The organism is Xanthomonas sp. 3058 (assembly GCF_014199765.1).
GTDB classification, from domain to species: Bacteria; Pseudomonadota; Gammaproteobacteria; order Xanthomonadales; family Xanthomonadaceae; genus Xanthomonas; species Xanthomonas campestris_B.
Window position 1 is genome coordinate 39,748 of the sequence record NZ_JACHOF010000019.1, and the last position, 21,239, is coordinate 60,986.

The 21,239-nt window shown below is 60.7% G+C and carries 19 protein-coding genes and 3 pseudogenes; 16 read left to right on the forward strand and 6 right to left on the reverse strand.

All coding sequences use genetic code 11. The features are described from left to right. Positions 1–39 precede the first annotated feature (39 nt). Positions 40–516 carry a DUF3693 domain-containing protein gene (locus tag GGR61_RS21400; RefSeq protein WP_184622981.1) on the forward strand — a complete coding sequence of 159 codons (477 nt, stop codon included), beginning with the start codon at positions 40–42 and terminating at the stop codon, positions 514–516. A 417-nt stretch (positions 517–933) separates the two neighbouring features. On the opposite strand, the pseudogene GGR61_RS17515 reads toward GGR61_RS21400, so the two are convergent. Continuing rightward, positions 934–2,070: pseudogene (locus tag GGR61_RS17515) on the reverse strand (IS3 family transposase). A gap of 342 nt (positions 2,071–2,412) precedes the next feature. On the opposite strand from GGR61_RS17515, the gene GGR61_RS17520 reads away from it, so the two are divergent. The 9 genes and pseudogenes from GGR61_RS17520 to GGR61_RS17560 all read left to right on the forward strand — a co-directional run bounded on the left by GGR61_RS17520 (position 2,413) and on the right by GGR61_RS17560 (position 9,524). Continuing rightward, positions 2,413–2,643 carry an acyl carrier protein gene (locus GGR61_RS17520; protein WP_184622983.1) on the forward strand — a complete coding sequence of 77 codons (231 nt, stop codon included), beginning with the start codon at positions 2,413–2,415 and terminating at the stop codon, positions 2,641–2,643. A 10-nt stretch (positions 2,644–2,653) separates the two neighbouring features. After that, a complete protein-coding gene (locus GGR61_RS17525) occupies positions 2,654–3,502 on the forward strand; it encodes an alpha/beta fold hydrolase (RefSeq protein ID WP_184408466.1) in 849 nt (282 codons plus the stop codon). Next, on the forward strand, positions 3,499–5,286 hold the full coding sequence (locus GGR61_RS17530; RefSeq protein WP_184408467.1) for a non-ribosomal peptide synthetase: 1,788 nt from the start codon (positions 3,499–3,501) through the stop codon (positions 5,284–5,286). Before GGR61_RS17525 ends, GGR61_RS17530 begins: the two co-directional genes overlap by 4 nt. Beyond that, positions 5,273–6,202, forward strand: coding sequence for a chlorinating enzyme (locus tag GGR61_RS17535; protein ID WP_184408468.1), 930 nt, complete (start codon positions 5,273–5,275; stop codon positions 6,200–6,202). Before GGR61_RS17530 ends, GGR61_RS17535 begins: the two co-directional genes overlap by 14 nt. Positions 6,203–6,211: 9 nt before the next feature. Next, on the forward strand, positions 6,212–6,634 hold the full coding sequence (locus GGR61_RS17540) for a coronamic acid synthetase (protein WP_184622986.1): 423 nt from the start codon (positions 6,212–6,214) through the stop codon (positions 6,632–6,634). Positions 6,635–6,643: 9 nt separating this feature from the next. Next, positions 6,644–7,405 (forward strand): alpha/beta fold hydrolase, encoded by a 762-nt coding sequence (locus GGR61_RS17545; RefSeq protein ID WP_221237438.1) that lies wholly within the window; start codon positions 6,644–6,646, stop codon positions 7,403–7,405. 5 nt (positions 7,406–7,410) lie between these two features. Continuing rightward, a complete protein-coding gene (locus tag GGR61_RS17550) occupies positions 7,411–8,049 on the forward strand; it encodes an alanyl-tRNA editing protein (RefSeq protein WP_184408470.1) in 639 nt (212 codons plus the stop codon). 32 nt (positions 8,050–8,081) lie between these two features. After that, positions 8,082–8,693: a LysE family transporter gene (locus GGR61_RS17555; RefSeq protein ID WP_184408471.1), complete on the forward strand. Its 612-nt coding sequence runs from the start codon at positions 8,082–8,084 to the stop codon at positions 8,691–8,693. Positions 8,694–8,776: 83 nt separating this feature from the next. Next, a pseudogene (locus GGR61_RS17560) lies at positions 8,777–9,524 on the forward strand (IS5 family transposase). Positions 9,525–9,537: 13 nt separating this feature from the next. Here GGR61_RS17560 and GGR61_RS17565 read toward each other — a convergent pair. From GGR61_RS17565 to GGR61_RS17585, 5 genes and pseudogenes are all read right to left on the reverse strand, one after another. After that, entirely contained in the window at positions 9,538–10,500 is a 963-nt protein-coding gene (locus GGR61_RS17565) for an IS1595 family transposase (protein ID WP_184622988.1), read from the reverse strand. Positions 10,501–10,695: 195 nt separating this feature from the next. Next, on the reverse strand, positions 10,696–10,992 hold the full coding sequence (locus tag GGR61_RS17570) for a DUF1330 domain-containing protein (RefSeq protein ID WP_184622989.1): 297 nt from the start codon (positions 10,990–10,992) through the stop codon (positions 10,696–10,698). Between the two features lie 470 nt (positions 10,993–11,462). Further along, positions 11,463–12,908 carry a HAMP domain-containing sensor histidine kinase gene (locus tag GGR61_RS21405; protein ID WP_184622997.1) on the reverse strand — a complete coding sequence of 482 codons (1,446 nt, stop codon included), beginning with the start codon at positions 12,906–12,908 and terminating at the stop codon, positions 11,463–11,465. After that, positions 12,905–13,501, reverse strand: coding sequence for a response regulator transcription factor (locus GGR61_RS17580; protein WP_184408475.1), 597 nt, complete (start codon positions 13,499–13,501; stop codon positions 12,905–12,907). Before GGR61_RS17580 ends, GGR61_RS21405 begins: the two co-directional genes overlap by 4 nt. A 185-nt stretch (positions 13,502–13,686) precedes the next feature. After that, positions 13,687–14,829: pseudogene (locus GGR61_RS17585) on the reverse strand (IS3 family transposase). Between the two features lie 921 nt (positions 14,830–15,750). On the opposite strand from GGR61_RS17585, the gene GGR61_RS17590 reads away from it, so the two are divergent. From GGR61_RS17590 to GGR61_RS17615, 6 genes are all read left to right on the forward strand, one after another. Then, positions 15,751–17,280 (forward strand): class I adenylate-forming enzyme family protein, encoded by a 1,530-nt coding sequence (locus tag GGR61_RS17590; RefSeq protein WP_184622998.1) that lies wholly within the window; start codon positions 15,751–15,753, stop codon positions 17,278–17,280. Between the two features lie 85 nt (positions 17,281–17,365). Next, positions 17,366–17,617: an acyl carrier protein gene (locus tag GGR61_RS17595; RefSeq protein ID WP_184408477.1), complete on the forward strand. Its 252-nt coding sequence runs from the start codon at positions 17,366–17,368 to the stop codon at positions 17,615–17,617. A gap of 11 nt (positions 17,618–17,628) precedes the next feature. After that, complete coding sequence (locus GGR61_RS17600; protein WP_184408478.1) at positions 17,629–18,126, forward strand: beta-hydroxyacyl-ACP dehydratase; 498 nt, start codon at positions 17,629–17,631, stop codon at positions 18,124–18,126. Then, positions 18,120–19,265, forward strand: coding sequence for a beta-ketoacyl synthase N-terminal-like domain-containing protein (locus GGR61_RS17605; RefSeq protein ID WP_221237439.1), 1,146 nt, complete (start codon positions 18,120–18,122; stop codon positions 19,263–19,265). The genes GGR61_RS17600 and GGR61_RS17605 overlap by 7 nt, the downstream gene beginning before the upstream one ends. Then, on the forward strand, positions 19,262–19,795 hold the full coding sequence (locus GGR61_RS17610; protein WP_184622999.1) for a coronafacic acid synthetase: 534 nt from the start codon (positions 19,262–19,264) through the stop codon (positions 19,793–19,795). The genes GGR61_RS17605 and GGR61_RS17610 overlap by 4 nt, the downstream gene beginning before the upstream one ends. Continuing rightward, a complete protein-coding gene (locus GGR61_RS17615; RefSeq protein WP_184408480.1) occupies positions 19,792–21,210 on the forward strand; it encodes a class I adenylate-forming enzyme family protein in 1,419 nt (472 codons plus the stop codon). The genes GGR61_RS17610 and GGR61_RS17615 overlap by 4 nt, the downstream gene beginning before the upstream one ends. Positions 21,211–21,239 lie beyond the last annotated feature (29 nt).

The window sequence follows — 21,239 nt, forward strand, 5'->3', positions numbered from 1 at the left end:
AATCTAAACGGACCACATCTTGTCAACCACGAGGACACCATGGCAGCCGTAGACGAGCTACTTGACAAAGTGAAAGAGAGTTGCTCTCTCCCGTCAGACATGGCTTTGGCGACTAAGTTGGGTATCCAGCGACAGCTTCTTTCGAAGGCGCGGATGGGCGATAAGCCGCTGTCAGATGAACGAATTGCGCAACTTTGTGCGATGGCTAAGCTTGACGGCGGATCGTGGATGGCACGCATTCACGCCGAGCGCGCAGGGTCTCCAGCAGAACGTGCACTGTGGCGATCAGTGTTGGACAGGCTAAGCGCGGCCGCCGCGGTGGTCGCGCTGGTAGTAATCGGAGTGCACACAGGAGCTCATGAGGCGTTGCTGATAGCCCTCTCCCCTGTCGCCATAACGCCGACCCTCTATACATTATGCGAAATTGACTGTGTTGACGCTCCTGTGCGGCCTGGCGGCCTATCTGTCAGTTTTTTAAATTCGTGTCCTTTTTCCTCGGAGCGTGCCCCTCATTGATTTGTAAGGACTTTTTCTCTCCCACGGGACACGATCCTAAGTAAGGCCTGGGTGCTCTCCGCGTAGTAAGCACGACACCATGCCTTGCTTGGCATCAGGGAGCCGTTTTGCCGCGACTTCGCTTAGACCGCACAGGTTCTGGATGCTTGGGCTGACTCCGTCCAACATTCAGCGCTGCTTCTCGCCGGCTCGTAGCTAGCTTCCGCAGCATTTCACTGGCGCCTTCTGCACCGGTGGCACGCAAAGCTAAGGCGTCGCGCTGCTGGCCAAGTTCGGCCAGCTGACGCTGAAGCTGCTCTACAAGACGCTCCAGCTCCGAGGTCCTTGCAGCAGCGAGCTGTTCCGCTTGCTGAGCCTCGTGTGTCAAGCTTTTCAGCCGGGCAAGTTCGGTCTGCATGGTGTGCCGATCTTGGACACTCAAGACCCTCGTTGCGCGTAGCGCCGTTCAAACTCTACAGGCGACAGATCGCCAGTTGAACCATGACGGCGTTTGGGGTTGTAGAACATCTCGATGTAGTCGAATACCTCGGCGCGAGCGGCGTCCTTGGTGGGATAGACCCGCCGCCTGATCCGCTCGCGTTTGAGAGGCCGAAGAAGCTCTCCACCGGGTCATTGTCGTGGCAGTTGCCGCGCCGACTCATGCTGCAGACCAAGCCATTGGATGCCAGAAAACTGCGCCGGTCGTCGCTGGTGTAGACCGACCCTTGGTCCGAGTGAACCAGGCAGCCGGAGGCGGGTTTGCGCCGCCACACTGCCGATAGCAGGGCCTGCACGACCAACTCGGTATCGGCCCGATCGCGCATCGCCCAGCCGACCACCTGTCTGGAAAACAGATCGATCACCACAGCCAGGTACATCCAGCCTTCGTGCGTGCGGATGAAGGTGAAATCACTGGCCCAAGCCGTGTCCGGCTCGGTCACGTCGAACTGCCGATCAAGCAGGTTGGCCGCCGCCTTGCACTGCGTTCCACCATGGAAGCGCGGTTTGCGGCCATAGTTCACCTGGGCACGCAGTCCTTCGGCGCCATCAGCCGATGCACCCGATGGCGACTGCAACGCTCACCCAGATCGCGCAGATCCTTCGTAATCTTGCGATGCCCATAGACACTGCCGCTGGCCAGCCAGTGGTGCTTGATCAATCCCAGCAGGCGTTGGTCTTCCTTTGCGCGCGCACTGTCGGGCGAGCGTAACCAGGCGTAATAACCCGCCCGGTTGACCCGCAACACCCGGCACATCGCACACACCCTGAATTCCCCGCAGTGGGCTTGCATGAAGGCGTACTTTACCCCTTGGCAAAGTACGCGGCGGCCTTTTTTAGGATGTCGCGCTCCTCGGTCACTCGACGCAACTCTGCCTTCAGCCGCCGAACCTCGGCGCTCTGGTCCACCTCGGCGCGATGCACCACGCCAGACTTGCCGAACTTGCGCAGCCAGGCGTACAGGCTGTGCGTCGTGACACCCAGCCGCTCGGCGACTTCTGCCACCTTGAACCCACGATCGGTCACTTGCCGGACCGCTTCGATCTTGAACTCATCCGTATATCGCTTGCTGCTTATGGACACCTCCGAATCGACCATTTTCCATGGCCTTGAGATGTCTAGGAAACCCTGGGCGTATCAGTATCAATTCTTGCGCGAACTTCTGAAACACCACACTCGGCATGGACTCCGTATACCTCCAGTAAATCCTATCCCCTGGGCCCTTTTCGTCAAAATGGACTATGGGCGCTCGCCCGGTACGCCTTTAAGGTCGGTTCGTGGTTGAGCGCGGGCCGTCTCCTTGAACGAGCAATCGCCCCACGTCAGCCTCCTGCAGGCCGCCGGCTGTCGCGCTGTGGTGTGAAGCTTACCGATGTGCCGGGCAACCGTCCCCCTTATTGACGACGAGGCAGGTAAACCATGAGCTCAGCAAAACTCGATCAGATCTTTGAGGCCATTTTTCAGCGTCCAGTGGGAAACGACGAAGATATCTTCGACCTGGGTGCCAATTCTCTCACAGCTATCCAGTTGATTGGTCAGATAAACGAGGCGTTTGGCGCCAACATCAATATGGAGCAGTTCTTCCTGGCGCCCTGCAAGCAAACGGTGCTTGTGCAGTTGCAAGTCGCCCCTGTGGCAGACAAAGCCTGAGAGGGTTGCCATGCACAGCCTGGTGACACTGAACCTGGAGCTAGAGCGAGCCGGAAAGGTGATCTGTGTCCAGAGCTTGCCGTTCGACCCCGCCAGAGAAACCCTCCTATTGTTGTCGCCCGTGGGTACCCAGTGCTTCTACATGAAGAACGCCGCACTCTTTCTGATCAGCCATTTCAATCTGATCATCCTGGAAAGCGACACCTGGCTGGCGTACGCCAACGCACCCGGAGTCAATCCCGAAGAAGGCGTTGCGGACTTTATCCGCCAGTTCAATGCAGCACTGCCAGAAACCGTGCGGCTAGATGCACTGGTAGGCTATTGCTCCTCAGCGCCCTTAGCACTCTTGGCAGCCGGCCAAGGTGCTTGTCGCACCTTGCTACTGCTTAATGGCGCGTACTTTCTCAAAGATGACGGGGTGATCAAGAGCCAATACGAGCGCGACGTGGAGCGTATGATGCAGTCCATTCCCCAAGGCAATTGCGCCCAGGTCTACGAAGCCGTAAGTCTGTTGTATACCAACAGCGCCTATACCCCGAGTGACTATCGCTACCAGCAGGTTCGCCCGCTGCGAGACCTGTCTGCGTTTCGCCAGTACCTAATGTTCCTCAACAGCCTGGCGAGCCTGGAACTGGCCAGGACTGCGCAGACCTTAAAGACGCCCACGCTGGTGTGGTGCGGCAGCCAGGACCGTTATACCGACACCGCATCTTCCCGGTACATCGCCCAGTTGCTCCCTCACAGTGAACTGGTGGAAGACCCTGATGGCCAGCACCACGATTTTGTCGATGGCCGCGAACATTTGTACCAGGCGATAACCCGTTTTCTGGCCCTTCACAAGCAGAGGGCCGTTCAATGAACTCCCACCCTTCAGTCCCCCCCAAAGCCTACCGCCGATTCGAGTCGGTCTGCACGCAAGCGGCAGACGCAATTGCGGTAGTCGAGGAAGGAACACTAGTTACCTATCAACAGCTCCAGACGCAGGTGCTGGAACGTAGCGAAGAGCTAACAAGTCATGGTCTGGCAGACCATCCTTACCTGCCACTGCTGGCCAACCGGTGCCTTGAGTATCTGGTAACGGTACTGGCCTGCTGCAAACTAGGAATTGCCTACGTCGCCATTGAACCAGGCACACCAAACAAACGCCTGATCGCCTTGCTGGAGCAATTGGGCTGCACCCATGTGCTATTGCTCGGTCAGCCAGCAGACTGTCGCCCTGACCCGCGGCTAACGTGCTTTCGGCTGGACGACTGCGGCACCCTGAGCTCCGACGGTCCCGCGCTACGCCAGCCTATGCGACGGCGTATGGAGGATGCCTCGGTGATAACGGTGATGTTTACCTCTGGCACTACCGGCGTCCCCAAAGGGGTACGCATAAGCCATGATGGGTTGCTGAATCTAGTAGACAACGTACAGCACCAAGTCCAGGGCAAGCCCGGCAGCTATGTACATCATTCGTCCATCGGCTTCGATGCTGCCTTGTTCGAAATCTGGGTACCGCTGCTGACCGGTGCTCGCCTCACCCTGCAACCTGGCGCGTTCAATATAGATGCACTGGATCACTGCGTACGGGCGGCTAGGTGTGATGTGCTGTTACTGACCACCTCACTGTTTCACCTGGTGGCGCAGCACCGCCTTTCAATGCTCGACGCGGTACGGGTGCTCTACGTTGGCGGCGAAGTACTCAAACCGGTGCATGCCCGCGCACTGCTGCTGGCCAACCCCAGCATCACCTTGGTGAATGGCTACGGCCCGACCGAGAATACGGTGTTCTCCACTTGGTACAGCCTGAACAAGCCTGAGGACGCTGAGCGTGACGCACTGCCCATCGGCCACTTCCTAAGCCAGGTGCATGGAAAGGTTGTCGACCCCCAACTGCAAGAGGTAGAGATCGGCACACCCGGCGAGTTGCTACTCACGGGCGTCAATCTGGCCCTGGGTTACCTCGACGAAGCTTTGACTCAGACCCGCTTTCTGCAACTACCGGAAGGCACCTATTACCGGACCGGCGATTATGTCATCCAAGATGAGCACGGCAGGCTTTTCTACCAGGGCCGCATCGACGAACAGGTAAAGATCAAAGGCTTCCGAGTAGAGATCGCCGAGGTCGAGCATGCGCTGACCCAACTGCCTGGTGTCGCCCAGGCGGTGGTGCAGGCGCATGCCATGAACGAATTGGAAAACAGCCTGCACGCTTACATCGTGTTCCAGTATGGCTGGCCAATTGTTGAAGAAGACCAGCTCATGAGACTACTGGGCGACCGGCTTCCCCGTTACATGGTACCGGCGCGGATCCACTACTTGGCGGAACTTCCGTTGACAGCCAATGGCAAGGTCGACAAGCGTTCCTTACCGCCACCGGAGCAGGTCGCGGTGACGTCCCTGCAGGCCGGCTCGGCAGTGCTGGATATCTGGTCGGGTATCCTCGGCACCAGCAACCTGCAGCTGGAAAGCTCAATTTATGGATATGGCGCCTCATCCTTGAGCGTGGTCATGGCCCATAGCCGCATCAACGAACTACTCGGCAGAAGAGCCCCTTACGACGAAGTCGCCAGGCTGAACACCTTGCAAGAGTGGGTGCAGTACTACGCAACCCATGAAGACCCAGTAACTTCTATCAGGAGCCAACATGGAAATCACTGACTTTTCGTTGACGGAAGAGGAGCTTCAGCAATTTGATCGGGATGGGTATATCGGTCCCTTCACGCTCTATGAGCCTGAAGAGATGAAACAGCTGCATAAGACGGTCCGAGCACAACTGTTCAACCGTACCCATGCGCCCTACGACGCGCCGTTGGATGCCCAGATCACCAACTACGACCGCCACCTGGATGTGGACTTGCTGACCCGTCATGTGTTTCGCAGGGAGATCGTGCACCGGGTGCGCAGCATCCTCGGTCCGGACGTCATCTGCTGGCGTAGCGAGTTCATCCCTAAATACCCAGGCAACGAAGGTACTGACTGGCACCAGGCAGACACCTTTGGTCACGCATCAGGCGAGCCGCAACTGGTATGGCCCGAGGGCGAGCCGTTCGGCGGCGCTATCAATGTGTGGACGGGTTTCACCGATGCCACCGAAGAAAACGGCTGCATGCAATTTATCCCCGGCAGCCACAAGCACATGAACTACGATGAATCCAAAGGTATGACCTTCGACCCGGTTGCCAACAACAATGTGGTCAAGGGGCAGTATGCACGGGGATTCCAAGGCTACGACTACACCACGCTGCAAAAGGACAAGTCGTGGAAGCCGGATGACGCCTCGGCAGTGCCGATCGTGATGAAAGCGGGCCAGTTCGTAATCTTCCGCTCGATGCTGATGCACAGCTCGCTACCCAACTCGACAACCGACAAGACCCGCCTGGGCTATGTGGCCCGCTACGTACCCGGACGGGTCAAGGTTTACCCAGATACAGATTATGTCAAGGAATTCGGGGGCGAGTATCGGCTTGACCGGTTCAGCGTGGTGCAGGTGGCCGGTACCACCACCGACCGCCAGAACAGAGTGGCCAGCAAGAGCCTCAGCGGCATGGACTTGAAGCCACTAGTCATTTACTGAGGATCGATCATGGAACAGCCCTCTTACCTGGCAATCGATCACATCGCCTATGCCACCCGGTCTACGGAGAAAACCTCCGCGTTCTTCGCGGCCCTGGGGTTCGAAGTGCTGTTCCACAAAAAACCCATCGAGAAGTTTGGCGTGTTGATAACCAAGCTGCACTCGCCAGTCGGCGAAATCGTGGAAGTGGTCGAACCCTTTCGACCTGACAGCGTGGTCAGCCGGCTCCTGGTGAATGTGGAGGCCTGTATCTACCACGCAGCCTTCAGGGTCAGCGATATCCAGACTGTCCAGACGTCTCTGGCTCGTATCGGAGGCGTCACGGTAACCGCACCCATGACCATCCCTTATCCGGCCACGGAGGAACATCGCTCGCTGACAACCTCGCACATGTTCCACCCCGCGGTGGGCCTGTTCGAGATCACCGGTTGAGGAGCAGCCATGGCCGATCCTTTGGTGGTGCAACGGCCCTGGCTTGCCCCCCTGCCAGGCGCCCCGATGAACGCTGCTCGCCTGCTGCTATGTTTTCCTTATGGAGGGGGTGGCGCCTCTGCGTTCAATGGTTTGAGCCGGCTAGCCGATGTCGGCGTTACGGCATGGGCCGTGAAACTACCTGGGCGCGAGGAGCGGAGTACGGAAGCGCCGGTCACGCGGGTCGCGCAGGTTATCGAGGCGATCGTCGATGCACTGCAAAGCGTAGGCATACCCTATGCGTTTTACGGCCACAGCTTCGGTGCTGGGTTGGCGCTGGATGTAACCCACGCGCTAGCCGAACGCAACCAGCCGCTGCCGACGCATTTGATCCTGTCAGGGCGCATGCCGCCCCATACCGGCTACTCACCGCTACTGGGTGCGATGGACGACCAGCAACTGTGGCGGCACGTACGCTCAGAGAGCCCCTTGCCACTGCCGACGGATGCCTCCTGCAGTTTCGCCAGGCAGGCGCTGAGCAAGCTCAAAGCTGACTTGGCGCTCAATGCACAACTCACTTATCGCTTTATCCGACCGCTGCCAGTGCCCCTGTACGTTCTCGGTGGCCGGGACGACCCATTGCTTGAGCTCCAACGCCTGGACGAATGGCAGCGCTACACCAGCACAAGCTTCCATAGCGAATGCGTGCCCGGCGGACATTTTTTCTTCAACATCGATTTTCAGCGTTTGTACCTGCCACTTTTAACCACTCTGGACGAACAAGGCAGCTGAGCGTCATGGAACGTGCATTCTGGACCACCCCTTATCTCTCGTCCCTAGACGCTCAGGTTCTAAGCATTGATGGGCGCGACGTGGTTATCAGCCCGACGATTTTCTTCGCCGAATCCGGTGGCCAGGAGTCGGATAAGGGTTACATCAACCGCATCGAAGTCACCCAGGCCACGGTTGTCGACGAGCGCATCATCTATCGCTTGGCCAGAGAGCCTGATTTTGTCGTGGGTGATCTAGTCAGCGTGGAGATCGATTGGCCTCGCCGATATGCACTTATGCGCTTGCATTTTGCCGCTGAAATCGTGCTGGAGTTGTTCTACAGGAAATTCCCAGGTCTGGAAAAGATCGGTGCGCATATCGGCCAACATAAAGCGCGGATCGACTTTGCCTTGGAAGGCAATATCAGTCAGTACTTCCCGGAGATCCTGCAGGATGTAGAGCTTCTGGTAGCCGCCGCTCTACCAATTGAAAGTCGCTTTACCGACGCCGACCGGTTGCGCCGTTGCTGGTACATCGAGGGATTTTCCACGGTGCCTTGTGGCGGCACCCATCTGCGCAACACGGACGAGGTCGGGCGCATTCGCCTCAAGCGCAACAACATCGGGGCGCACAAAGAGCGCGTCGAAATTTACCTAGTGGATTGACTGCCCAAGAGTGGCACTGGGAGACAGCCATCATGCTCAACATCATGTCTGCACTTGGGTTGTTGCTATTGATGCCGGGACCTACGAACACACTACTGCTACGGTCTGGAGCGCTAAGCGGCTTACGGCGTGCCTGGTCTTTGAGCCTGCTGGAGTACTCAGCCTACCTATTGCAGATTTCCTTCTGGGGGTGTCTTCTCAGCCATATCGGTGACAGCGCACCCTGGTGCCTGAAAGTGATGCAACTAATATCAGTGGCTTATCTGATCAAAACCTCATACCGGCTATGGCGCGATCTCGACAACCCGCGCCATCCATCACCCAAGGACCAGATCTCCAATCTTTATTTTTTTCGGCTGACCCTGATTAACCCCAAGGGTCTATTGGTGGTCTCGTTCATCGCTCCCGAGCAGACCTTTACCGATATCACGCTGTACCTGTATTTCGTCGTACAACTAAGTCTGACGGTAATCCCGATTGGCTGCGCCTGGGTGCTGCTTGGCGCATACATCAAACGCAGCAGGCACGCCTGGCTTACAACGCTGAACATCAATCGCACCGCCTCGGTGATCATTTGCTGCTTCGCGGTGGCGATCCTTTCCCAATTGACTGACTCACTGATCAAGAGCAGCGTGGCTTTTTAGGGGTTAGCAGGCTGCGGAAATACGACTAAGAGCGGCTAATAAAAACACTTGAATCTTGTCTCCACGGAGGCAAAATTGCCCACATGACACGTCGCAAAGAGATCCCCATAGCGCTGTGGAAGCGCATCGAACCATTGATTCCGTAAGTAAAGCGCTCGCCCAAAGGTGGACGACCGCGTATCAGTGATCAGCAAGCCCTCAACGGCATTGTCTATGTCCTGCGGACCGGTATCCCCTGGGAGGACCTGCCTGCGGAACTGGGGTATGGCAGCGGCATGACCTGTTGGCGCCGGTTGCGTGATTGGCAGGCTGCCGGTGTGTGGCATCGTCTGCATCAGGTGTTGCTGGCCGAGTTACGTCGCGCCGATGCGCTGGATCTGAGCCGAGCCAGTCTGGACGCGGCCAGTGTGGCCTCCCCCCGGGGGGGCCTACACCGGGCCAAACCCGACAGATCGCGGCAAACTCGGCAGCAAACGGCATATGATCGTCGATCGCAACGGCGTGCCCTTGGTAGTCTGCATCACTGGGGCCAATCGGCACGACTCTGTCGTGTTCGAGGAGTTGCTTGATGCCTTGCCTGCCATCTCCGGTAAACCAGGGCATCCGCGACGCTGGCCAGACAAACTGCATGCCGACAAAGCCTACGACGTCCAACGGTGTCGCACCGTTCTCAAGCAACGCGGCATCATTGCGCGGATCGCCCGCAAAGGGATCGAGCGCAACGACCGGTTGGGCCATCATCGCTGGGTCGTCGAGCGCACCCACGCCGGGTTCGCAGGCATGGGTAAACTGCGCATCCGCTTTGAACGCCGCATCGATATCCACTCCTGATTAGCCCTAACTCTCAGCCGTGAAAATTGCTCGCTGCGCGTAAAGCCGGTTCTGGCCATGGTGCGGATTGCATTATGGCCTTGGTAAGTCGTGGCAGCATGTCGCGCAATCGAAATCGACGATTAAATCGGTAGGCCGCTTCTCCCAGATACCGCCTTGCGTATTTGCCTTGCGCGATGGCGTGATACACCCCGCTTATGGCGCGTTTGAGGTTACCCAGCACCACGTTGACCCAAGGTGCACCGGTCGCTTCGGTTGCAGCACGACCACCGCCTGTGTCCAGCGTGGTATGCGCGTGGCCGGCGTCCTCCAGCCGGCGGAAACAGGCCAGCCCATCGGTATAGACCTCGCACCCGGGCGCCAGGCGACGGGCAATCCAGTCCTGCAGCGAGGCGTTGTCGAAGCTGCGCATCGGCTCGATTACCACAAAGCGCGGTGCGGTGAAGGTGTCATCGGTCTGCACCGCAATCAGGAACGGTTGTTTGTTCTCCGATCCGCGTCCAACCTTGCCACCGTTGCGCTCACCGCCCAGATAGGCATCGTCGATCTGCACGAAACCCGCCAGTTTCCGCGTGGATTCGCGCTCGGCCATGACCTGCATGATCTTGTGCTTCATCCGCCAGGCTGTCTTGTAGTTGACCCCCAGATGACGCATCAGCTCCAGCGCGGCCATGTTGGTCTTGGTCGAGGTCAACAGGTGCAACGCCAGCATCCAGGTGCGCAGCGGCAGTTTGGTGCCTTGGAACATCGTGCCTGCAATCAGGCTGGTCTGATGCCGGCACGCGCTGCACTGATAGTAGATGACAGCACCACGCTTGAAGCGCGAGCGCGTCCGCCCGGCACAGCAGGGGCAGCGAAATCCCTGCGGCCAGCGCCACTTGTACAATGGGCGGTAGCACTTGGCCTCGGTGCCGTAGGACGCGAAGAACTCAGGCATCGACAATCCTGCTTGGAACTGCACGGCATTGATGCTCATCACGCCACCTCATTGGCTTCAGGTGACTGCAGCATCCACAAAGCGCGGCGCAGATCCTGCGACTGGCGGCTGAAGGTCAGGGCTAATCAGGTATCCACTTGGCACTGCTCTCGCTTGCATGTTCCATCATCTGCTTACGGCTTCTTCCTGGGTTTTGTTAGCCGCTCTAAGAGCCCCTGGCGGGTCATATGAACTCTAGTTTTCCAATCCTTCTACAATGAACAACTGCATGCCATCGGCCGCACCTTCGCGGAGCTCTCTAGCTCTTTTGTACTCTTCAGAGTGGTAGAAATTCTGTGCTGCATCAACCGAAGGAAACTCTACAATGACCACGCGACGGCTTTCAGCCTCTCCCTCCAAAAAAAACTTCTCGCCGTCCCTCGAGATGAAGCGGCCTCCATGAGCTTTCACAATATCAGGCGTTAGCCGCTTGTAGTTATTATACCGGGCTTGGTCGGTGATTTTCATTTTACCAATAAGATAGGCGCTCATTTAACCCTCCACGCATCAAAGCAAAATCCCGAAAGCGGGTGCCATAATTTTTTGCCAAGAGGGTCACCTTCGCCATGGGCTTATCATAGGAAAGCAAGCCATCTGCTCTTTAAAGGAGACGGCCCACGCTCAATCACAAGCCGACCTTAAAGGCGTACCGGGCGAGCGCCCATAGTCCATTTTGACGAAAAGGGCCCATGGGATAGGATTTACTGGAGGTATACGGAGTCCATGCCGAGCTCATCGAGCTTGCTCATTGATGCTCACGCCTTGTTCCGTTCCAGCGTGGCCCTGATGTTGTTAAGAGAGGCTGCCGGGGACAGCGGTCAGCGAAGCCGGCAGGATCGAGGAGCGGCTTGCTCAGGCGTTGCCGGCACCCGATCTCATACTGTTCGATGTGCAGCTGGAAGGTACCAACAGCCTTGCAGCTCAGGCGCTCGGTAAAACGTCGCCGGCATCCAAGACTCTCGCTAAGTCTTGGATGTATCGGGCACGAGGACCCTCTCACCGGTGACTACCACCGGCCTGACCAAGGGGAGATGCACGCGGAAAGTGCTGCCGTGCCCCTCTCGGGAAACCAGGGTCAAGGGATGGCCCAAGAGACGGGCCAACCTGGCAACGATGGCAAGCCCCAGACCTAGCCCTTCGTGGGTGTGCCGGTTCGAATGGTCAAGTTGATGAAAGTCGCGGAAGATTTCCTGTTGATGCTGGGGAGCGATACCGATACCGGTGTCGACGACTTCGATCTTGGTGCAGCCATGGCGCCGCCGGCAAGCGACCAAGACGCCCCCTCTCAGGGTGTAGCGGATCGCATTGTTGATGAGATTTCGCAGTATCAGCTCCAGCAAGGCGGGATCGGACAATGACAGTAGCTCCGTATCCCGCGTGCGGTAGCTGAGGCCCTTGCCGTTGGCGAGGGGTGCCAGCTCAATTTCCAGCCTATCCAGCAGCGGCTGCAGGGCAAAAACGTGCAAAGTCGGCTGCAAGGCTCCCAGTTCGATGCGTGATAGGTCCAGAACCGTATTCAGCATGTCGGTAGTGGTCGTGACGGCCGTCCGGGCCTTGACCAGCAGTTGCCGTTGTTGGGGACCGAGCGAACTGCCGGCCAAGGCTGCCAGAAAGAATCCCTGAGCCTGCAGGGACTGGCGCAGGTCATGGCTGGCGCCAGCCAGTAGCTGACAGCGGGCCTTATCCGACTGCCGCGCACGATGCAAGGCGATGCGTACCTGCTGCAGGTCACGGTGTGCCCGCTGGGTGGTCTCATCCAGCAGCAATTGCCGTTTCAATTGCTCAACCAGACGCTCCCCACCCGTGCGTGCCCATTGGCAGAGTCCCAGGCCATAGAGCAGGAAAGTGATGCTCAGGATCTTGTGCAGGTCATCGCCAACGCGCAGAAGCCACATAGCGATCAGTACCGCCGGCAGCAGGATGCTTCCCAAGTACAGACTGGGCACAGCGCACTTCAGGGACGCGTTGACATTGCCGAGCGCGGCGAGCAGCACCAGCAGCAAGGCGCTGAAGGGCGTAGGAAATGCCTGCTGCAGGGCAATTCCGCACAGCATGGTCCAGACGACGCCTTCCAAGGTCCCCGCCAGCATCAGCACCAGAGTCACTGGCTGCACCAGGCCAACGTCCAGACCGAATCTTAATACCCGGCGAGCATATATTACTTGCCACATCCTAAGACTCAAGACGGCGACATACCAAAGCAACAATTGCGTTTGGATAAGGTCAGGGGCCCAGTCATTGCTCAGTGGGGCGAGGGGCGCCAAGGAAAAGCTGGCATGGAAGCCGTCGAGCAGGGTGAAGATCAAGATCAGGCTGGTAGCAAGCAGGGTGGTCTTGACCAGTGATTGGGTGAGTTCGTCCAGGATGAGCCGTAAGGCCTCCTGGCATGAGCGGGCATCATGCCTCACAGGACGAGTCCTAGGCGGCGTGCGGCATCGGCCGCTTCGGTACGGCTGGACACCTGGAGGATGGTCAGTATTGCCTGGACATGGCTGCGGACCGTGTGCTCCGAGCGCCAGAGCTGCAAGGCAATCGCCTTGTTCGTCAACCCGTGGCACAGCAACCCGAGCACCTCGCGCTGGCGTGGAGTGAGCGACAAAGGAGTGGCGGCGGTAGTCATTGGTTCGGGTGGCTCCCCGGAGATCAGCGCCTGGATCCGCTGCAGAAAGCGCTCCGGACATTCCGTCTTGGCGTGAAACTCCACCGCACCTCGTTGGATCGCCTCGCACACGATCGCCTCCTGGTCGAAGGCTGACACGATCACCACCTTCGCCAGCGGCCAGCGCTCCAGCAGCAAGGCTATACCTTCCAGGCCATTGGCACCTTTCAGTTGCACATCGAGCAGTATGAGGTCGGGTACCGGCAACACCTGGGCAAGCGCCTCCTCGATCGTGCTGGCTTCGCTGACCGTCATCTGCGCCAGTCTCATTTCCAACATCAGGGCCACGCTGGAGCGGAACAGTGCGTGATCATCAATGAGCAGGATCGAAGCGTTCGGCATGGACTTCTTAAACCTCAGTCAGTACATCGCCTAGCCAAACCACTGTTGTGTTGGTGAACTAATTACGGATCGGGTTACGTTTCTTCTCGGCAATCATAGGCGGCAGTCCACCCTTGAATTGGTGTCGTGGTCAAGTTTTAGTGGACACCGCGATATGCAATTTGTGGACACCGCGATATGCAATTTCAGGTAGTGGCTTTCTCGTAGTCGGCTGGTAATCTGTAGCCGAAGGTCGAGCGCAGTCGGTGGGTGTTGTAGAAGCCGACGATGTAGTGGGTGATGTCGGCGATGGCCTCGTTGTGGTTTGCGTAGCGGCGCCGCCAGACACGCTCCATTTTCAGGTTCAGGAAGAACCGCTCCATCACCGCGTTGTCCCAGCAGTTGCCCTTGCGGCTCATGCTGGCCACGCGCTTGTGCTTGGCCAGCAGATCGCGGTGGGCCTGGCTGGCGTACGGGCTGCCACGGTCGCTATGCACGATCAGTCCCGGCTTGGGCTGGCGCAGGGCGATGGCCATTTGCAACGCTGTTCAGACCAACTCGGCGGGCATGTTCGGCGCCATCGCCCAACCGACGATCTTGCGCGAGTACAGGTCCAAAACGGCGACCAGATACAGCCCGCCGCGTTCGGTGCGGATGTAGGTGATATCGGCCACCCATGCTTGATCGGGGGCACCGGGATTGAAGCGCCGAGTCCAACAGGTTGGCTGCCACTGGCAGGTCATGTCGGCTGTCGGTGGTGTGCACGAATTTGTGTTTCCAGCGCGCCTTCAGGCCCAGCTGTTTCATCAGGCGGCGGACGCGGCAACGCCCCGCCGCCAGCCCCTGGGCCTGCAAAGCCGCACACAGCCGACGGCTTCCGTAGTTGCCGCCACTGGCCTGGAAGGCAGCCTGCAGCGGCGTTGTGAGCGTGCACGCGCGCGGTACTCGCCGTCGCCGACTGGCGGCATAGACGCCCGAGCGACTCACGTCCAGCAATCGGCACAGGCGGGCGGTATCGGCCTTCTTCTCCCACTGCTCGATCACCTGCTGGATCACTTCAGTTCCCGGGCGAAGAAGGCCGATGCTTTTTTAAGATCGAGACGTCCTCGCGCAGGCGCTGGTTGTCCCGCTCCAATTCACGAATGCGCTGCTGCTCGGACGTCAGCGCCTTGCCGATGCCGGCTTGGCCGGTCTGCTCGGCATCGTACTGGGCAAGCCAGCGGCGCACAGCGCTGTCTATCAGGTGCTGGTCGCGGCACACCTGCGCCACGCTCAGGCCCTGCTCTCGGATCATCTGCACCACCTGTAGTCTGAAGGCGGTATCGAAAGGTTCTGCGGTTTTTCGCCATAGCTTGCGCGGGGCTCGTTGGGGTGATCATCCCCTATCGAGGCGTCTATGAGAATTAGACCAGTAAATGGTGTGGCTACTGCTGGTCGCAGCGCTGCAGCAGTATCTGCCGATGTCTTGTTGCGCTTGTGCGGCGCCCAGGTAACCGAGGATCCGTTTCTCACGCTTCACCGATTGGCCTGGGCTTCCAGCGCCTGGGTCTTCTTCCGGTGCCGGGCATTAGCCCCTTGCGCGCGAGCGCAACCCCGCCACGCTCTATCCGAGGCTGATGCATCCAGCGACGCTGCGCCGACCCGACCCGACCCGACCCAGCGAACGGGCCGTCTCACGCTTGAAGTCGAGCGTAAAGGAACGATGTTGTGTGCTCATTGAACAACTCTGTGACGACTATTAACGCCCAATAAGCTCTCCGGGTGGGTGGGCCACCATACTTTTCGTCAAAATGGACTATGGGTCTCCGCTCGTTGCGCCTTTAAGGTCAATTCGTGGTTGAACGTGGGTCGCCTCCTTGAAAAAGCAGCCGGCTTCCGTCCTGCGGTGAACCCTAAGGGGAAGGTGGCCCTCCTTGCGATCAGTCATTCAGTGCTACAGAGCCACCTTGGAATGCCACCATGCTGGTATTTCCCCCCTGCACGGACGGAATCTGCTCTCACGTCCTGACGGCTGCACTCCAGGCAGGGTTGTTTCGGCTGCTTGCCTACGGAACGGGGCCCATCTCTTTGGCAGCGACTCCACGCTTGCAACCCGGCACGACGCGCCACTTCTGGTTTGCCCTACCAGTCGAGCAGCGGCGACCCCACCCGACCCGCTGTACGACGGCGTTAGACAGTGATGCCGTCGTACTCGGCCCGGCGCCTGCACCCAACCCAAACGCCTCGTCTTTTCCCATCTGCACGCCTGTGCAAGAAAAAGGTGATCTCGTATGAGTCTGTTTCCTGAGTTCTGCAGCATCGTCGCCCAACAGCCGAATACCACGGCCGTGGTGGAAGATCAGCGAGCGATTTCCTTCCGGGAACTGGCGCAACTAGCCGACAAGGTCGCCGCCGGGCTGCTGCAAGCGGGCCTGCAGCCGGGCGACCGGTTAGCTATCCACCTGGGTAATCGGCTGGAACTAGTGGCCTTGTACTATGCGTGCCTGGACATCGGCGTAGTGATGGTGCCGATCAATAGGCGCCTTATCGCCAACGAAATCGAGCATCTGCTCCACCACAGTGGCGCCCGTTACTACGTCGGCGACCAGGAGACCTACCGCCGTTGCGCCGCGGTGATCGCGGGCGGTGCGACGGTGGAACGGGCCTGGATCGTCGCGGGTGAGGAAGCGCTCGAGGAGGAGCACTGTCTGCCCTGGTCCGCTCTGCTCGTCGCTTCGCGGGGCAAGCGGACGCCTGCCCACGCGGAGTGGCTCGCGGCGATTTTCTATACGTCCGGCACCACGGGCATACCTAAGGGGGTCGTGCATTCCCAGGCGACCCTGGCGCAGGCCGTCGGCCTGATGGAGGCTATGCTGCCACCCCGCACGGCCCAAGGCGCTCTCGGCAAGGGGCCCGTCCATTCGATGCTGGATGCGATCACGCCCTGGAGCACCCTGATGATCCTGGCCGCGCACCGGCAGGGGCGGGCTGTCGTGTTGCTACCCGAACTGACGGCGGAGACGACCCTGGCGCTGCTACGACGACTGCCGCTGAGCTTTCTGAAAGGCGCTCCCTCGCACTTCAAAAATCTGCTCGCTGCAGGCGAGTCCTCGTCAGCCACTCCCCTTCCCTCGCTAACGAGCACCTATAGCGTCAGCGGCGGTGATCTCTGCCCTCCGGAACTGGGGAGGCATTGGCGCAACCTATGGGGCGGCGCGTTGCGTGGTTCCTACGGGCTGACGGAGTCCGGCCCGATCTTCTGCCAACCCGATGTCGCCGCCACCGAGCAGTCGTCGATCGGCTGGCCGCTGCCCGGTGTCGATCTGCAACAGACGGAGAACGGCGAGCTGTTGATTCGCTCGCCAGCCAGTACCCTGGGGCTGTGGAACGGCCAGGAGGTGGATCGCCTGCCTACTGCGCGCTGGATGGCTACGGGCGATCTGGTGCAGCGCCAGGACGATGGCGGCTACCTCATCATCGGTCGGGAAAAGGACCTCCTGAAATGCGACGCTTATTCCATCTCCCCCGTGGAGGTCGAGCACGCGCTGCTCAAGCTGCCCGACATCGCCGAAGCCGTGGTGTTTGGTGTTCCTGATCCCACCATCGGCGAGCGCCCGGTCGCGCTGTTGCGTACCGCCAATGGGCGGGAGCTTCCCGCGCAGCGGCTGAAGCAGCACCTCGGGGCGTTGATCGCGGAATACAAGCACCCCCGCCAATACCTGTTCGTCGAGCACATTCCGCTGTCCTCCACGGGCAAGGTGAGCCGCAAGCAATTGGCGAGCGACTACCGAGAGATCCTCGGCTCCGCGCCCTCTACCTAGTCCCTTCAGTGACGCGCATTGCCTGCGGGACCGGCTCTACAGCGGCCCCGACACCAACCCTTTGCCCACCGCTGGAGTTCTCAACGTGAACGAGATCGAAAAAAACATCGTCGACATCCTGGTCGATGACCTGTTCATCAGCACGCCCCGCGCGGATATCGACCTCAACGCCAACCTGCGCACTGCCCTGGGGCTGGACTCTCTCGGGTTCAGTGAATTGCGCGCCCAGTGCGAATACGCCTTCGGCGTCAAGATCGAGGACGAGGACTTCAATCCGCAGCATTTCGACTCGGTGCATGCGCTGGCCCAGTTGCTGACCACCCTGCAGGCCAAGTGAGGGCGATCGCCATGAGCCTTCCGGCGAGCGATAAGCAGCCCCATGCACCACGCACCATGGGTTTCACCGAACTCAAGACCTGGCTGCGCCATCGTCACCCAATGGTGTATCTGGATCGTGTGCTCGACTACGAGCCTGGCGTCCAGATCAAGACGTTGATGGCGGTGTCGGGCCAGACTGACGCGCTCGCGGGTCACTTCCCGGAGCGGGCGATCTATCCGGCGAGCCACCTGATGCAGGCCATTTCGCAGTCGGCGATCATCCTGTTCCAGCTATCGACCTCGCGCCTGGCGGACGATGAGGTCACTCTGGTCGGCTCGATCAAGTCGCGCTTCATCCGCCCCGTGGTACCGGGCGACCTGGTGATCTTCCAGCTCGATTGCGAAAGCCTGCGGCCGGACTTCTTTACCTTCAACTGCCGAGCGACGGTGGACGATCGCAGCGTCGGGATGCTCAAAGGTTCGCTGGTCCGCAAGTCGCTCGCCGACTTGGGAGAGCACCTATGGTGAGCCGTCCCGTGGAGGCATGGGTCACCGGTATGGCCTGGTCGACCACCCTGGGCGACGACCTGGCGGGCGTCTGGCAAAGCCTGCTCGCCGGTCGCTCGGGCATCCGCGCGGTCGACTTCCCCATGGCGCTGCGCAGTCCCTTGGCCTCGCCCTTGCCAGACCTGGATCCAGCCCTTCCACTAGCAGAGCGGCAGCACCGGTTGACGGTGACGACCCTGCGCCGGGCGTTGCAGGACGCCGGACTAGCTGGGGCTACCGCCGAGGTGGTGCCGGTCCTGGCCACCAGCTATGGGCACCACCTGGATGTGCCGGAGACCGACTCGCTCTCCCGCTGGGCGGTAGCGGCGGCGCGAGAGGCCGGCTGCCAGCGCGCGCCGATCACCGTCAGCACCGCCTGCTCGGCCGGGGCCGACGCCCTCTTGCTTGGGTTGAGCCTGCTTCGCAGGGGCTTCGCCGATGTCTGCCTGTGCGGCGGTGCGGACATCCTCACGCCGGCCAAACGGCTCGGACATTCGCAACTGGGGACGCTGGCGGCGGATGGTTTGCGCGCCTTCGATCGCGCGCACAGCGGCACTGTGCTGGGCGAAGGTGCGGGTTTTCTGGTGCTGGAAACTCAGGCCTCCGCCCTGGCCCGCAGCGCGCGGCCCTACGGCATCTTCGCCGGGGCCGGCTCGGCCAACGACGCCGTGAGCGCGGTCGCGCCGGACCTGTCGGGTGGTTGTCTGGCGTTGGCCGTACAACGCGCGTTGCACGGCGCGGGCCTCACCGCCCGTGAGGTCGGTTGCATCAGCATCCACGGCACCGGCACGCGGCTCAACGACGAGGTCGAGGCCAAAACCTACAGCGAACTGTTCGCCGGTTCGCCACGCCCGCCGCTGCTGTTCGGCACCAAGGGTGCCTTCGGCCATACGCTCGGCGCCACTGGCGCGCTGGAGGCCATCAGTCTCCTGCTGGCGCTGGCTCACCAGCAGGTACCGCCCATCGTTGGACTTGAAAATCCCCTGGCGGGGATAAGCCTGCCGCTGGCCATGCGGACGGCGCTCGCCTGTCCCGCCGAGGTCGGCATCAGCGTGACCCTGGGCTTCGGTGGCTTCGATACCTGCCTGGTCTTTCAACGGGCGCGGGAGGCGAGGCGATGACCGAACTCGATTGGAGCGCCTACCACCTGAGCGCCCTTGGCCAAGCGGAGTCTCTGGCCGCCCTTGGCTCAGCGGCAGGCGCGGCGCAAAAAACCTCCGCCTATGCCGATCCGCTGTCCTGGCTGGTGTTCGAGGCCGTGGAGCGCGCCCTGGACAACTGCCGCGATGCGGTGCTGACCGCCTGCCAGACGGTGGGGCATATCGTCGTGAGCGACATCTGCACCCTGCACACCATGCAGCATATCGCTCGCGACCTGGGCCGGAATCGCCTGTCGCCGCTGCGTTTTTCCGGTGCCTGTCCGGGACTGGTCTGCAGCCTGCCAGGCCAGTTGCTGCGTTTCAGCGGTCCCAGCATGGTGCTGTCCATGCCGCCCCAGGACGGCCTGGTGCCGGCTGCCCTGCTCGCCCAGGACTGGCTCGATAGCGGCGCCGCCCGCTATGTCCTGGTGAGTGCCCACGAGCTGGCTGGCACCCAGCACCGGGTGCGCTGCACCTTGCTGAAGCCGCAGGCCGAGCGGATGGACCCATGACCGTGGTGGTCGATGCACAAGGCGTCCAGGCGCTGTTCGAGCGGGTGCTGCCGCTGGAGGCGGGCAGCGGACGCGAGCCTTTCGAGGAATTCGCCGCCCTGTGCGAGGGCTTGCAGCGTCTCGGGGTCAAGCCCGGGCGCGCGGTGTTGGTGGCGCTGCCCAACGGGTCCCACTTCGTGGCTCTGCTGTTCGCGCTGCTGCTCCTGGGCGCGGTGCCGACCCCCTTGCCCTACGCAGCGCCGCCCGGGCGCCTTCGCCGCATCGCCATGCTGCTCGGCGCCGACCTGTTGATCCTGCCCGGCGGCGCCGCCATCAAGGCGCTAGACGCGCAGGAAGCCGGACGGCTGTCGACCGACCTGCAATGGGCGCGGCTGAAAGACGTCAGCCCTCTCACCTACAAACCGGGCGAAGTGGTGCTGCTCACCTCAGGGACGTCCGGCATCTTCAGCGGCTGCGTGTTCGACAGCGCGGCGCTGCTGCTCAATGCCAGGCGACATGCGGCCTCCATCGGCCAAAGCGCTGCCGACCGGCTGTTGATCAACCTGCCGCTGTTCTACTCCTTCGCCTTCGTGGCGCAATTGCTCAGCAGCTACGCCCTGGGCAACGAAGTGGTTCTGGCCACCCCGCCGTTCACCCCGATCCATTACCACCGCAGGCTCCAGGACCTCGGCATCACCCTGTCTTCGTTGACGCCCGTGATGATCACGGCGTTGTGCGCGGCGGGCCTGGATGAGCTGCCGCCCTCACTACGCCGCTTGACGATCGGGGGCGATGCGTTGGCCGCCGAGCTTGTGCCGCGGCTGCTGGCCCGTAACCCGGATCTCGAGCTCTATCTGACCTATGGCCTGACCCAGGCCGGCCCGCGCGTTGCGACACTGGCCGCGCACCTCGAGCCGGCCGAACGGTACGCCTCTGTCGGTCGGCCGTTACCGCAGGTCGAGGTCGAGCTGGCTGGCGCGCCGGGTGCTCGCGAAGGGGAACTGCTGGTGGTCACCGACACCGCCATGCAGCGGCGCATCACTGACGGCGAAGCGACCTGCCTGCCCGCGCTGCGCGGCCAGAAACGCCTGGTCGCCACCGGTGACCTCTTCCATATCGATGCGGACGGCTATCTGTTCTTCCGCCAGCGTAATCCGACCTTCGTCATGCGCCGGGGGGAAAAGCTCTGCCCCCGCTCGATTTGCGAAATCGTCGAAAGCCTGCCGGGGATCGTCAGTGCCCAGGCCTGGGTGCAGCCGAACGCCGTAGCGGACAACGAGGTAGCGCTGATCCTCGATGTGCAAAGCCACGACCCCGACCTCGATGAACGAGCGTTGCGCCGACAACTCGCCAGGATCCTGGTGCGCGCAGAGCAACCGGATCGGCTGGACGTGACCTTCGCCCAGCACGCCGTCTGGCAAAAAGGCCGCCGTTAACCGCTTCCAACATTTCTGCAGGAGTCTGC